The 12,521-nt window shown below is 60.1% G+C and carries 11 protein-coding genes and 1 riboswitch; of the genes, 7 read left to right on the top strand and 4 right to left on the bottom strand.

All coding sequences use genetic code 11. The features are described 5' to 3' along the window. Window positions 1–40 precede the first annotated feature (40 nt). The 3 genes from ACT3TP_RS16450 (at window position 41) to rraA (ending at window position 2,469) form a co-directional block, all read left to right on the top strand. On the top strand, window positions 41–337 hold the full coding sequence (locus ACT3TP_RS16450) for a hypothetical protein (RefSeq protein WP_444621054.1): 297 nt from the start codon (window positions 41–43) through the stop codon (window positions 335–337). 195 nt (window positions 338–532) lie between these two features. Continuing rightward, complete coding sequence (locus ACT3TP_RS16445) at window positions 533–1,930, top strand: amino acid permease (RefSeq protein ID WP_444621068.1); 1,398 nt, start codon at window positions 533–535, stop codon at window positions 1,928–1,930. A 62-nt stretch (window positions 1,931–1,992) separates the two neighbouring features. Then, on the top strand, window positions 1,993–2,469 hold the full coding sequence (gene rraA, locus ACT3TP_RS16440) for a ribonuclease E activity regulator RraA (RefSeq protein ID WP_444615586.1): 477 nt from the start codon (window positions 1,993–1,995) through the stop codon (window positions 2,467–2,469). A gap of 9 nt (window positions 2,470–2,478) precedes the next feature. Here rraA and ACT3TP_RS16435 read toward each other — a convergent pair whose 3' ends face one another. Next, window positions 2,479–2,805, bottom strand: coding sequence for a hypothetical protein (locus ACT3TP_RS16435; RefSeq protein WP_105552695.1), 327 nt, complete (start codon window positions 2,803–2,805; stop codon window positions 2,479–2,481). An 89-nt stretch (window positions 2,806–2,894) separates the two neighbouring features. Then, window positions 2,895–3,437: a CGNR zinc finger domain-containing protein gene (locus tag ACT3TP_RS16430; RefSeq protein ID WP_444621053.1), complete on the bottom strand. Its 543-nt coding sequence runs from the start codon at window positions 3,435–3,437 to the stop codon at window positions 2,895–2,897. 146 nt (window positions 3,438–3,583) lie between these two features. Here ACT3TP_RS16430 and ACT3TP_RS16425 point away from each other — a divergent pair, with 146 nt between their 5' ends. Then, window positions 3,584–4,561, top strand: coding sequence for an EamA family transporter (locus ACT3TP_RS16425; RefSeq protein WP_444621052.1), 978 nt, complete (start codon window positions 3,584–3,586; stop codon window positions 4,559–4,561). Between the two features lie 287 nt (window positions 4,562–4,848). Beyond that, on the top strand, window positions 4,849–6,381 hold the full coding sequence (locus tag ACT3TP_RS16420; RefSeq protein ID WP_444621051.1) for a GMC family oxidoreductase: 1,533 nt from the start codon (window positions 4,849–4,851) through the stop codon (window positions 6,379–6,381). A 6-nt stretch (window positions 6,382–6,387) separates the two neighbouring features. Here the strand turns inward: ACT3TP_RS16420 and ACT3TP_RS16415 are convergent, their stop codons facing one another. Further along, complete coding sequence (locus tag ACT3TP_RS16415; protein ID WP_444621050.1) at window positions 6,388–6,861, bottom strand: MarR family transcriptional regulator; 474 nt, start codon at window positions 6,859–6,861, stop codon at window positions 6,388–6,390. A 305-nt stretch (window positions 6,862–7,166) separates the two neighbouring features. Here ACT3TP_RS16415 and ACT3TP_RS16410 point away from each other — a divergent pair, with 305 nt between their 5' ends. Continuing rightward, window positions 7,167–8,987 (top strand): flavin-containing monooxygenase, encoded by a 1,821-nt coding sequence (locus tag ACT3TP_RS16410; protein WP_444621049.1) that lies wholly within the window; start codon window positions 7,167–7,169, stop codon window positions 8,985–8,987. Beyond that, window positions 8,984–10,003: an SMP-30/gluconolactonase/LRE family protein gene (locus ACT3TP_RS16405; RefSeq protein WP_096286179.1), complete on the top strand. Its 1,020-nt coding sequence runs from the start codon at window positions 8,984–8,986 to the stop codon at window positions 10,001–10,003. Before ACT3TP_RS16410 ends, ACT3TP_RS16405 begins: the two co-directional genes overlap by 4 nt. 67 nt (window positions 10,004–10,070) lie before the next feature. On the opposite strand, the gene cycA is transcribed toward ACT3TP_RS16405, so the two are convergent. Further along, window positions 10,071–11,570: a D-serine/D-alanine/glycine transporter gene (gene cycA, locus ACT3TP_RS16400; protein ID WP_444621048.1), complete on the bottom strand. Its 1,500-nt coding sequence runs from the start codon at window positions 11,568–11,570 to the stop codon at window positions 10,071–10,073. Window positions 11,571–11,922: 352 nt separating this feature from the next. Beyond that, window positions 11,923–12,020: riboswitch (glycine riboswitch) on the bottom strand. Window positions 12,021–12,521 lie beyond the last annotated feature (501 nt).

Raw genomic sequence — 12,521 nt, 5'->3', positions numbered from 1 at the left:
ACTTTTTAGGTCAACAGGAAAAGTAGAAACGGAGTTCCTGGTGGGAAACAACTCGCAGAAGAAGCAACCGTGGAGCCATTCAATTAAAGGCCCGCTGAGCTTCTCGCTGTTGCTGGCTATCGTCGCTGGAGTGGTCGGCATGATCTCCTCGACCGGAGGCTCGCAAAACCCGATTCGTTTTGACATCGGGCTGGTCTGCTTCGGGGTGGCCTTTGTCGCCAGTTTGCTGATCATCTCGGTGCTCACCATGGCAGGCAAGGAAAACGACTCTGAGCTGGGCAAGGGCACGGGTGTGAACCGGTCCTCGGCCGACCCGAAGAAAAAGTTCGAAGACTAAGCATCGCGTCGACAACGCGCTGGGCCCGCCGTGAAGGCGGACCCAGCGCGTTGTCGTTAGCTTGGCGGTCAGCGCACCGCACCGAAAAAGAACGCCATTTTCAAGGATTGACACGTGAACAACACGAAGCAGACGTCGAGAAGTAGCCGCACCCCACTGGGCGAGCAGCTGATTCGACGTAAATCAATCCACTCCATGACAACCGAGGCCGCAAATAACGCCGGTCTCGGGCAGCTCAAGCGCAGCTTCGGGGTGCTGCAGCTGACCATGATCTCCGTCGGCGCCACGCTGGGAACCGGCATCCTGGTGATCCTTGGCGATTCGGTACCCGTTGCCGGTCCGGCCATCTGGATCGCGTTCGTGCTCGCTGGCGTGACCGCGCTGCTTTCGGCGGTGTCCTATGCGGAAATGGCCGGCATGGTCCCGGTCTCCGGTTCCAGCTATTCCTATTCCTACGCCACCATGGGCGAAGGCGTGGCATGGATCTGCGGTTGGTGCCTGATCCTTGAGTACGCGGTCTCTGCGGCCGCCGTGGCCGTGGGCGCTGGTTCCTATGTGAACCAGACGCTGGAGATCTTCGGCATGCAGCTGCCAGCTTCGCTGGCCAGCGGTCCGGTAGACGGCGGCGTCATCAACCTGCCTGCACTGATCACGGTGGTCCTGGCCACCCTGCTCTTGGCGCGGGGCGCCCGCGAATCGGCCCTGGCCAACACCGCCATGGTGATAGTCAAGATCGCGATCCTGGTGTTCTTCTCCATCGTCGCGTTCACCGCCTTCGACGCGGGGAACTTCGCCCCGCTATTGCCTATGGGTGCAGCCGGAGTGAGCGCCGCCGCCTCGATGGTGTTCTTCTCCTACATCGGTTTTGACGCCGCATCCACCGCAGGCGAAGAGGCAAAGAACCCGCAACGCGATATGCCGCGCTCAATCATCATCTCCATGGTTCTGGTGACCACCGTGTACGTATTGGTGGCGGTGGCCGCGGTAGGCGCACGCAACTGGCAGTGGTTTGAAGGTGCCCAAGCAGCACTGGTGATGATCGTTTCCGAGGTGACCGGGCAACGCTGGCTGGTGCTGCTCTTCGCCCTGGCCTCGGTGATCGCGATCATCTCGGTGGTGCTGACCACGCTGTACGGGCAGACTCGCATCCTGCTGACCATGGGGCGCGACGGGCTGGTGCCGAAGGCCTTCGCCAAGGTGTCCCCGAAGACCCACACCCCGGTGATCGGTACTCTCATCGTCGGCAGCGCGGTGGCAATTACCGCCTCGCTGATCCCGTTGGGCGAGCTGGCCGAAGCCACGAGCATCGGAACCCTCTTCGCGTTCGCGTTGGTAGGGGTCGCGGTCATCTTCCTGCGGCGGACCCAGCCGGACGCGCCACGTACCTTCAAGGTACCGTTCTACCCGGTGACCCCGATCCTCGGAATTGCCGCGTGCCTGTTTTTGATGTTCAATCTCGGCACGAACACCTGGGCGGTTTTTGGCATTTGGATGGTTGTCGGTTTTATCGTGTACCTCAGCTACGGCCGCAAGCATTCCCGCTTGGGGGCGCTGCACACCGATTCATATCGCGAGACACTGAAGTCGAAATAATTCTGCGGCGAGTTAGGCTGTGAGTTGTACCAGACTCTAGCCCTCATCGACCAGGAGCAACCATGCAGCAAGAAGCGATCAGCACCGCGGATCTCTACGACGAATTTGAAGAGCAGATCCAGTCGATTTCACTGCAGTTCCAGTCGTTCGGTGCCCGCGAAAGCTTTTCGGGCCCTGCAAAAACGATCAAGTGCTTTGAAGACAATGTGCTGATCAAATCCACGTTGAATACCCCCGGCGAAGGCCAGGTGCTGGTCGTTGACGGCGGCGGATCGCTGCGCTTCGCACTTATGGGAGACATGATCGCCCAGGCGGCGGTGGATAACGGCTGGGCCGGAGTCATCATCAACGGCGCGGTGCGCGACCGCGTTGAGCTGGCAAAGTTGGACCTTGGCATCAAGGCGTTGGGGAGCAACCCACGCAAAACCGTGAAACGCGGCGGCGGATTCAGCGATCTGAACCTCGAAATTGACGCGGTCACCATCCGCCCCGGCGCCATGGTGTACGCCGACGCGGACGGTGTGCTGGTCGAGCGCTAGGCGCCGGCCCTATTCCGAGAGGTGCTTTCCGCCTCCCGTATTTCCTTGGCCCCACTCTTCAACGAACTCAGCGGTGCTCAACTCCTCCAGATCCTTGCGAATCTGAACGATCAAGCGTTCGGCTTCTTCAAGGTTGGAGGTTTGCATGCGCAACAGAATTGCATCATTTTTCAAGGAATGAACGACTACCTCGGCTCCGCGCGCTTCAAATTCCGCATCGCCGAGCGTTGCGGAGGCGATAGCTGCGGCCCACCGGCCGGCTGCCTTCAGCGGGGAATCCGCGCTGGCTTCAAGGCGTGCCTCATATTCTTCGGATGCGTGTGCTTCACCGGTCATGATCTGGCCTTTCGACTGCAACGACAGGATGCTCCTGTTATCCAATCATCTTAGGGTCGAAGCGATGGATAACGCGACTTATTTAGGCGTCAGTTTTTCGCTTTTCGTGCCCGGTAGGCGCGAACATGCTCACGGTTGGCGCAGTTGCCGGTGTCGCAATACAATTTCGAGCGGTTGCGAGACAGGTCAAGCAGGGCCGCGCCGCAGTCGGTGGAGGCGCAGATGCGCAAGCGCTTGCGCCCGCCGGAGCGGATCACCTCGGCCAAGGCCATGGCTGCGTCCACCGCCATGCGGTCGTAGAGCGGGGCCCTGGTGGTGGTCGCGTGCAGGTGGTAACCCCATTTTTCGCTTTTGATGAGTTGCGGCTGGGCATTGACGTTGCGCAGTATCTGATTGACTTTGAACACCGCGTCATCCTCATCGGTGGTCCAGATGCCTTTGAGCTGGGCACGCAGCTGGCGGATGGAACGCAGCTCGGACTGGTCCTGGGCATGGGGGCCGCTGAAGTTCTCGGTGCGCAGGAACTGATCCAAATCCGGCACCGTGGAAAGCAAGTCGACGAACGAGACCTCGGTGTTCAGCAGGTTCACGATGGTGTGCAGCGACGCTTCAATATCTGGCGCAAAGGTCATAAATCATTCCCGGGATGTTCGTGGATTGACGCGAGTTCAAGCGGATCCGTATTGTCATGATCATATAATCTTTTGCTCCTGAATCAGCTGCGTGTTCCTGTACCGCATGTCGTTCAGGAGCATTCGTAGCAAAGGCCTACCCGCTCATGTCACAGCCCCAAAAGCCACCAGTTTCCACGGCGTCGACGCTGAGCTCGCCGCGCGCTCACGGACAGCTGGCAGGAATCTGGATCGCGTTGGCTTCCTCGGCCGCTTTCGGCCTGTCCGGCTCATTCGCCAAAGGGCTGTTCGAGGCCGGCTGGACCCCGGCGGCCGCGGTGGCGGTGCGCATGGCCGGCGCCGCCTTGGTGCTCGCGGTCCCTGCGCTTCTGGCGATGCGCGGACGCTGGACCTTGCTGCGCACCAACTGGGTTTCGATCCTGCTGTTCGGGTTCTTCGGGGTCGGCGCCTGCCAGCTGTGCTATTTCCTGGCGGTGGAACGACTCGACGTGGGTGTAGCACTGCTCCTTGAATACTTGGCACCGGTGTTGATTGTGCTGGTGCTCTGGATGCGCCACAAGAAGCGCCCCTCGGCCGCGACCATTGGCGGCACCATGCTCGCTCTCGCCGGTTTGGTTGCGGTGCTGGACCTGAACGGAGCCTCATCCCTGGATCCGATTGGAATTTTGTGGGGGCTTGGGGCTGCGGTCGGCTTGACCGTGTATTTCTTTGTCAGCGCCCGCGTTGACGGTGCATTGCCGCCGATTATCCTGTCGGCCGGGGGCATGCTCGTCGGTGCGCTTTCGCTGGCACTGGTGGGCTTATTCGGCATTCTGCCAATGCGTGCCGAATTCGGCAGTGGTTCCTTCGCCGGGATGCAGGTCCCGTGGTGGGTTGCCCTGCTGGGATTGATCTTGATAGCCACGGTGTTCTCCTACACCACCGGAGTGATGGCCGCCCGTGCGCTCGGCTCCAAGGTAGCCTCCTTCATTTCCTTGACGGAGGTGCTCTTCGCGGTGCTCTGGGCATGGCTCTTGCTCTCCGAGCTGCCCGGAACGATCCAGCTATTCGGCGGACTGCTGATCGTGCTGGGCGTGGTGCTGGTGCGCATCGACGAGTTGCGCTCCGCACGAATCCGCCGCTGAGGCTGACCGTCCGCTTCTTGGACTCGGATTTACACCATGGAAGATCCTCGGGGAATCGCACGCCAAGGAAAAGTGTGCGTGCGCTGCTGCCCCGCGGATTCACCCGTCCGGTGCCATAACTGGACCTTACCGAATGACTCCACGGCTCACGCTTCGCACGCAAAGACAAGGTCAGTGCACGCGATGACAAGAACCTGGCAGGCCCGCGACGCAGACTGGAAGAAAGTAGCGCGTATGCGTGATCGCGGTCACCGAGGATCGGTGCTGCGCATTGATTAGGAGAGCTCATGAACAATAAATCCGTCGTCGTGGTTGGAGCAGGTTCTGCAGGATCCGTGGTCGCTCGTCGGTTAGTGGACGCCGGCGCCAAGGTGACCTTGTTCGAAGCCGGGGGAGAAGACACCAACCCTGCGATTCATGACCTGTCCCGCATGGGTGAACTGTGGCATAGCCCAGATGACTGGGATTACCACACGGCTCCTATGCAAGGAGCCGCAAATAAGCCAATGCACCTACCGCGCGGCAAGGTGCTGGGCGGATCCCACGCGCTCAACGCGACCATCTGGGTGCGCTGCGCGCCGCAGGACTTCGACGGCTGGGCCGAAGACTGCGGGGAACACTGGTCTTGGCGCAATGTCCTGCCCATCTACAAGTCCATTGAAAGCTTCTCCGGCGGCGCTGGCGAATTCCATGGCTCCGAGGGGTTGGTTCCGGTGGACAACGACTATGAACTGGATCCGATCCAGCTCTCGATTATCGACGCTGCCGTGCAGTCCGGGGTCGAATTCAATCCTGACTACAACGGCGAAAGTCTCGAAGGCGTCTCCAAAGAGCAGGTCAATATCGTTGACGGGGAACGCATCAATACCTGGAAGGCTTACCTGTTGCCGGTGCGCGAGCAGCTGGAGATCATCACCAACGCCGAGGTGCACTCGGTAATAGTCCAGGACGGTGCTGCCGCTGGCATTCGATACCAGCAAGATGGCGAGCTCAAAGAGCTGCTGGCAGATGAGGTGGTGCTGAGTGCCGGGGCGCTCGGCTCTCCGCAGATCCTGCTGCGTTCGGGCATCGGCCCGGGCGAAGAACTTGAACAGGTAGGCGTGAAACCGGTGCTGGAATCTCCGCAGGTGGGAAAGAACCTCCACGACCACCTGCTCGCACCGGTCATCGCCCAAACCACTACCCGGGATATTGACCCGCCACGAACCGGGGTCTCGGTGTCGCAGAGCCATCTGTTCGCCAGATCGCGGGCGGAACTGGAAGTGCCGGACACCCAGCCGATTTTCTTCTCGGTTCCCATGTACTCGCCGGGGATGGACGCGATCGACGGAACCGCGCTGACCCTGCATTCCGGGATCGTCACGCCGGCCAGCCGAGGCGCGGTAACGCTGAGCGGACCGAATCTCGAAGACCCGGTAGTCATCGATTTGAATGCCCTGGACGATCCGCGGGATATGGAGTCCTTCTTGTTCTCCATCAAGCAGTGCCGGGATATTGTGAAGCAGCCGGCGCTCGCGGAGGACTGGGGTGCCGTCGAGGTCTATCCGGGTCCCAAGGTGCAAAGCGATGCGGAGCTGGAAGCGTACATTCGCGAAAACGTGGTCACCTACCACCATCAGGTGGGTACCTGCCGGATGGGCAGCGACGACCAGGCCGTGCTCGACCCGCGGCTCAAGCTCAACGGGCTGAGCGGATTGCGGGTGATCGATGCGTCGATCATGCCGACAATCACTACCGGCAACACCAACGCGCCGGCGATTCTGATCGGCGAGCTCGGAGCGCAGTTCCTCCTGGAGGATCTGGGGCTTGAGCCGCGCTAAAGCGTTCTAGCGGGGCTGTTGCTGGGCGCGCAATTCGCGGGCGATTGCGGCTAATCCGATGGTCAGCGAGCGCAGCTCATCGGCCGATATGCGGTAGAGGATTTCATCGGCGAGCTCTGGGCGATTCGCCACGAGTTCGCCGATGACCTCGCGGCCAAGACTGGTTGCCTTGATCCGCCGAATGCGCTGGTCCTTGGGATCGACGGTGCGTTCGGCGACACCGTGCGTGACCAAGCGGTCCAGCATGCCCGACATGGAGGCCATGCTGACGTTGAAAAGCCTTGACAGCGATTGCACCGTCCCGCCCTCAAGGGTGGTGACCAGTATCGTGAGGACCTTCACCTGCTGTGCGGTGAGGTCCAGTTCCAGCAGCGGGATCACCGAGGCGGGAAGCGACGCCGTGGAGATGTCTTCGGTCAGCGAGCGCAGTTCGTGGATTAGGCGCCGGTGCTCGCTGGCGTCATTCGTTTCGCTGGGCATGCTCTTATCGTAGTGCGGTTGGAAAGAAATCTTGATCTCCGATGGTTGCTCGGCGGTGGCCATTTGCCCTCCGGTCCGTTGAATATAGCGCGCAGAATAGCCGATCAATCAGCGAGAATGCTGTTTTGAATAATTACTTAGGGTCAGGCTAAGCTTTTTGGTGGAAGGATCGACAGAGAGCAACCGAGAACCATGCAGGCGCGGATGATGGGGATCCCGCACCGGCACATCTTTCCCTGATGCATTTCTGGCGCAGGTCCTTCCGCCTAGTTCCCAAATCTGTTCAGGAAGACGAGGACCGCCCCGTGGGTCAAGTTCCATCCGCTCCCCAAATCAACGAATCCGAAATCGACGTCGAAGCGCTCCGCGCCAAGTATGCGCAAGAACGCCGGCGCCGCCTCCGCGAAGACGGCGCGGCCCAGTACCGAAAAGCTGCCGGAGAATTCGGCTACTACGCCAAGGATCCTTACACGCCGTTTGCCGCACGCGCACCGTTGGCCGATCGTGTTGAAGCTCTGGTCATCGGTGGCGGATTTGGCGGCCTGCTCACCGGAGCCAACCTGCGCAAAGCCGGCGTTGAATCGATCCGCATGCTCGATGAAGCAGGAGATTTCGGCGGAACCTGGTACTGGAACCGCTATCCAGGAATCCACTGCGATATCGAGTCCTATGTCTACATGCCTCTGCTCGAAGAGGTCGGCTACATGCCCACCCGGCGCTACGCACCAGGCGAAGAGATCCGCCAGCATGCGGTAGCCATCGCCAAGAAGTTTGACCTCTATGCCGATACCGCCTTCCATACCCGAGTCACCTCGCTGACTTGGGATGAGGAGTGCTCGGAATGGATCATCGAAACCGACCGCAATGACAAGATGCGCGCAAAATTCGTGATCACCTCCTCCGGTACGTTGACTCAGCCGAAACTTCCGGGCATTGAAGGTATTGAAAACTTCAAGGGCCACACCTTCCACACCAGCCGCTGGGATTACGACTACACCGCAGGGGATGCCAACGGCGGGTTGACCGGACTCGGCGACAAGCGCGTTGCGGTGATCGGTACCGGTGCCACCGGGCTGCAAGCCATCCCGCACGTGGCGGAAAACGCCAAGCACACCTTCGTCTTCCAGCGCACGCCATCAACCGTGGATATCCGCGCCAACCGCGACACAGACCCGCACTGGGCCGCGTCGCTGGAACCGGGCTGGCAGAAAAAGCGCCAAGACAACTTCCTGGATATCATCTCCGGTGAGGACTTCGACGAGGACCTGATCCAAGACGGCTGGACCACCGTTCCGCAGCTGCAACGTGCCATGATTACCGGCAAAATCGACGAGTCGCTCAGCGCCGAAGAGCGCGAGCGCGCCGAAGAATTGCTGGACTTCGCCAAGCTGAATCAAATCCGTTCCCGCGTGGATGAGATCGTGGAAGATCCGCAGGCCGCGGAGAAGCTCAAGCCCTGGTACCGCTACATGTGCAAGCGCCCGGGCTTCTCGGACACCTATTTGCAGAGCTTCAACCGGAAGAACGTCACCCTGGTGGATACCGCCGAATACGGCGGAGTGACCCGCATGACGGAAAGCACAATCGTTGTCGGCGACACCGAGTACGAGGTCGACTGCGTCATCTTCGCCACCGGCTTCGACGTCGGAGTATCCGGTGTCCTTTCCGGAACCATGCCAGTGTACGGCCGGGGCGGATTGCCATTGCTGCATGCTTGGGCCCAGGGCCCCAAGACCCTTCATGGGTTCCAATCCCATAGATACCCGAACCTGTTCCACCTCGGCGCCTTGCAAAATGCGAATTCGGTGAACTTCGTGCATATCTTGCAGGAGCAGGCGGAGCATCTCTCGGCGATAATACAGGCCGGACGCAGCGCAGGAGTGTCCATCATTGAGCCCTCGGTCGAGGAGCAAGAGGAATGGACCCGCACCATTCATGGCTCGGCGATCGACAACAGCAAATTCCAGTTGGAATGCACCCCCGGCTACTACAACAACGAAGGCAAGGCGCGTCCGAACCTGAACTCCTTTGGCCCTGGCCCGGTAGCGTTCGCGAAGCTGCTGAAGCAATGGCGCGAGAATGAACTGGAAGCCTACATCGCCCGTCACATAGAGGTGAACGCATGAGCGCCCGCGGCCGTTTGCTCCAAACCGGCGGACTCTTAACCGCATCCCTGTTGCTGCTCAGCGGCTGTGCCGCCGGTGGCACCGCCACTTCCTCCGCGGCAACGCAGCTAGTGGCAGAGGAATTCACGCAAGTCAGCGAAGTCCACGAAGCGACGGGTATGGCATTGCTCGAAGGCCCAACCTTCGGCGCTGACGGCCACCTCTATTTGGTGGACGTCGTCTCGGGACCGGGCGAGCCGAAACTGCTGAAGGTGGATGTGACGAGCAAGGAAGTCTCCAGCCTCTATACGGATGATTCCGGAGCCTATTCGTCGGCGCAGTTTTCCCCGAAGGATGGAAAGCTGTACCTGAGCGACATCGCCGGCGGAAGAATCATCAGCATGAATGCCGATGGCTCGGAGGCCGAAACCTTCTTTGCAGGGCAAGTAGATGGCAGGCGGGTGAGCCCGGATGACATCGCGTTCAACGAGGACGGTGATCTCTTTGTCAGCGACTTCACCGCATTCCCGGGCGTTCCGCTAGAAGCGGCCCAGGCCGGTCGCATCATCCGAATCGATGCCGACAGTGCCAAGGGCTCGGTGGTGGCCGAGGATCTGCCATCCACCAACGGGATTTCCTTCAACGAGGATTTCACCGCGCTGTGGCTCAGCCAGTATGCCGCGAATCGAATCGACCTGCTAAAGCTCAACGCGCAGGGCACGCAAGCGGCCGCCATCCACCCGGCGGTCTACGTCGATGGGGGAGAAGCGCAAGTGGATTCCAATGCGGTGGACGCGGCGGGCAACGTCTATCAGATGTTCGAGCATGACACGCGAGTTGATGTGTACAGTCCCAAGGGGCAACTGCTCGCGCAGGTGAAAATGCCAGAAGCTGCGCAGGGACTGGACTCGGCGACGAATATTGCCATCAAGCCCGGAACTACCGAAGGGTTCATCACCGTCAGCGGCGCAGCGGGCGGATTCATTTACACCTTTGAATCCTTGGCTGAGGGCATCCGCCAAACCAACGGCGGCTAGCGACGCGGTCTCGGAGTAAAAAATAGATCGGCACCGCACCCCAAGCGGGGTGCGGTGCCTATTTCAGTTAATCTATGGACACGGTTTGCTTTTCGGATTCACCGGCTGCCTCGGTGGCTGCCGGGCCGTGGATGCGGAAGGCCCCGGCGTCTTCCTTCTCTACCGCGACCTTCGCCACGTGCGCTGCACGAAGCGCCACGTGCCCCGGCTTGCGGCGCACCACGCGGTATCCGATGGCCAGGCCGATGAACCACAGCGGGGTGACCAGCAGGGCTGACAACGTATCGCTCTGCGTGGTCAAGGCCCAGAGGATGAATCCGAAGAAGGCCAACACCACATAGGGCATGAAGGTGCCACCGGGCATCTTGAACTTGCTCTGCGCATGCAGGTGCGGACGGCGCTTGCGGTACACGAGGTAGCTGACCAGGATGATCGACCAGACGAACATGAAGCACAGGGCCGCTACGGTGGTGACCAGGGTGAAAGCAACCATCACCGAATCGCCGCTGTAGAGCAGCACCACTCCGGCAAGCAGGAACATGCAGGAGAACATCAGTGCGTTGCGCGGCACCTTGTTTTCGGACAACTGAGCGAAGGCCTTCGGCGCGTCGCCCTCAAGGGCCAAGCCGCGGATCATGCGGGAGGTCGAGTAGATGCCCGAGTTCGCGCTGGACGTCGCGCTGGTGAGCACCACGAAGTTGATGATGCCCGCCGCGCCGGCCAGCCCGGCCAAGGCGAACATGCCCACGAACGGGGATTCTCCAGCGGAGAACAGGCGCCATGGCTGAACGGCCATGAGGATGATGAGCGCACCCACGTAGAAGATCAGGATGCGGATGGGAATGGAATTGATGGCCTTGGGGAGGGTCTTCTCGGGGTCCTTGGTTTCGGCCGCGGTGGTGCCGACCAGCTCTATTCCCACGAATGCGAATACTGCAATCTGGAAACCTGCAACGAAGCCCATGAAGCCGGTCGGGAACATTCCGCCGTCGGCCCAGAGGTTGTTGAAGGAAGCGGTAGCACCATTGTGCCCGAAGCTGGTGATGACCATGACCAGGCCGACGACAATCAGCGCGCAGATGGCCACGATCTTGATCATGGAGAACCAGAACTCGGTTTCGCCGAAGGCCTTCACCGTGGCCAGATTCAGCACCAGCAACAACGCGATGCATGCGAGTGCCGGGATCCAAAGCGGAAGGTTCCCCCACCAGAAAGCGACGTAGTGTGCAATGGCCACCACGTCCGCGATACCCGTGACTACCCAGCAGAACCAGTAGGTCCAGCCGGTGAAAAACGCGGCCCACGGGCCGAGCAGGTCGCCTGCGAAGTCCGCGAAAGTCTTGTAATTCAGGTTCGAAAGCAGCAGTTCACCCATGGCACGCATGACGAAGAACAGCATGAAGCCGATAACCATGTATACGAAGATGACAGATGGTCCGGCGACCGAAATAGTTTTACCCGAGCCCATGAACAAGCCGGTGCCGATGGCACCGCCAATGGCGATGAGCTGGATATGACGGTTAGAGAGCCCGCGTTCGAGTTTGGGTGAAGAGCTGGTATCGCTCATGCTGCTGCCTTCCAGGAGTGGTGAGGTGCTTCGATGAGGTGCCATGGCGAACCACTAGGGGTTTCGCCACGTTGCGGCAGATCTACGTTCGCACTCGAACCGTCGGACTCCGCGGCAAGAATCTCCGCACCGAAACGTAGCGGACGATGCCCATCTAGGGACCGCCCTGCACGAAGGTGGAGATAGTTTGCCAAGGGGAGAACTTTCGAATCGGGTGCGTACGGTGCGGCACTGTTCTTAGTTCCTCCCCAATCTGTTTGAAGACCTGAGAGTTTTCACCTCGATCCGGTGGGGATCGGAGGTTTGCTCCGTCGGTGAGCAAGGACTAGTCCTTGCTGCTTTCCAGATTCGCCTCGTCGTGGCGGTACGGGTGCCTGAGAGTTTCCCGGGGAGGAATTGCTCCTACGGCGCCCGCCCTTGGCTTGGGCGGGACTCTCCCGCCACGCGTCAACGGCGTACTGCTTGTGATTGCAGTCACAGTATGCCCAGCTCTTTTCTGCTTGCGCAAACCGGCATGGAGTTTATTGCATGAGCAATCCATGGCTTGCTCATGCCTGAGCCCGGTATTGGGCGGTTTTGGGGGAGATGCCCGTTTTAAATATGAAGCGTTTTGTTGTCGAGTACGAGCGGCGCCACCGGATGATGACTTGCAGATACTTAGACGAGAGAGAAATTTACTGGTCAGAAAGCGGGGAGCATATTCGTGGATCAGCTTTAGGACGAAATAAGTATGAAAACTTTTGCGGCGGCTTCCTGAAAAATTGTTCTGGATGTTGGCTGCGCAAGCCGACGTTGTTTCGTTTTCATCCGATGCTGCGCGCGAAGCGGCGGCCTCGGTGCAGCCCTTGCCACCGTATTCTCCGGGCTTCGTACCTGGAGTCGAGGCGCCGGCCCGAGCAATCTGCAGGCAATTAAAAACCGGAGCCCAGCCAATGGCTGGGCTCCGGTTCA

The sequence above is a fragment of the Glutamicibacter sp. AOP38-B1-38 genome (assembly GCF_052377485.1).
Lineage (GTDB): Bacteria > Actinomycetota > Actinomycetes > Actinomycetales > Micrococcaceae > Glutamicibacter.
The sequence above is the reverse complement of the archived record's forward strand: the minus strand, read 5'-3'. Positions and strand labels throughout refer to the sequence as shown.

Bases quoted from the DNA above. Each gene is read 5' to 3' on its own strand.
- ACT3TP_RS16445 (WP_444621068.1), top strand. From the start codon at position 533: ATGACAACCGAGGCCGCAAATAACGCCGGTCTCGGGCAGCTCAAGCGC.
- rraA (WP_444615586.1), top strand. From the start codon at position 1,993: ATGCAGCAAGAAGCGATCAGCACCGCGGATCTCTACGACGAATTTGAA.
- ACT3TP_RS16435 (WP_105552695.1), bottom strand. From the start codon at position 2,805: ATGACCGGTGAAGCACACGCATCCGAAGAATATGAGGCACGCCTTGAA.
- ACT3TP_RS16430 (WP_444621053.1), bottom strand. From the start codon at position 3,437: ATGACCTTTGCGCCAGATATTGAAGCGTCGCTGCACACCATCGTGAAC.
- ACT3TP_RS16425 (WP_444621052.1), top strand. From the start codon at position 3,584: ATGTCACAGCCCCAAAAGCCACCAGTTTCCACGGCGTCGACGCTGAGC.
- ACT3TP_RS16420 (WP_444621051.1), top strand. From the start codon at position 4,849: ATGAACAATAAATCCGTCGTCGTGGTTGGAGCAGGTTCTGCAGGATCC.
- ACT3TP_RS16415 (WP_444621050.1), bottom strand. From the start codon at position 6,861: ATGCCCAGCGAAACGAATGACGCCAGCGAGCACCGGCGCCTAATCCAC.
- ACT3TP_RS16405 (WP_096286179.1), top strand. From the start codon at position 8,984: ATGAGCGCCCGCGGCCGTTTGCTCCAAACCGGCGGACTCTTAACCGCA.
- cycA (WP_444621048.1), bottom strand. From the start codon at position 11,570: ATGAGCGATACCAGCTCTTCACCCAAACTCGAACGCGGGCTCTCTAAC.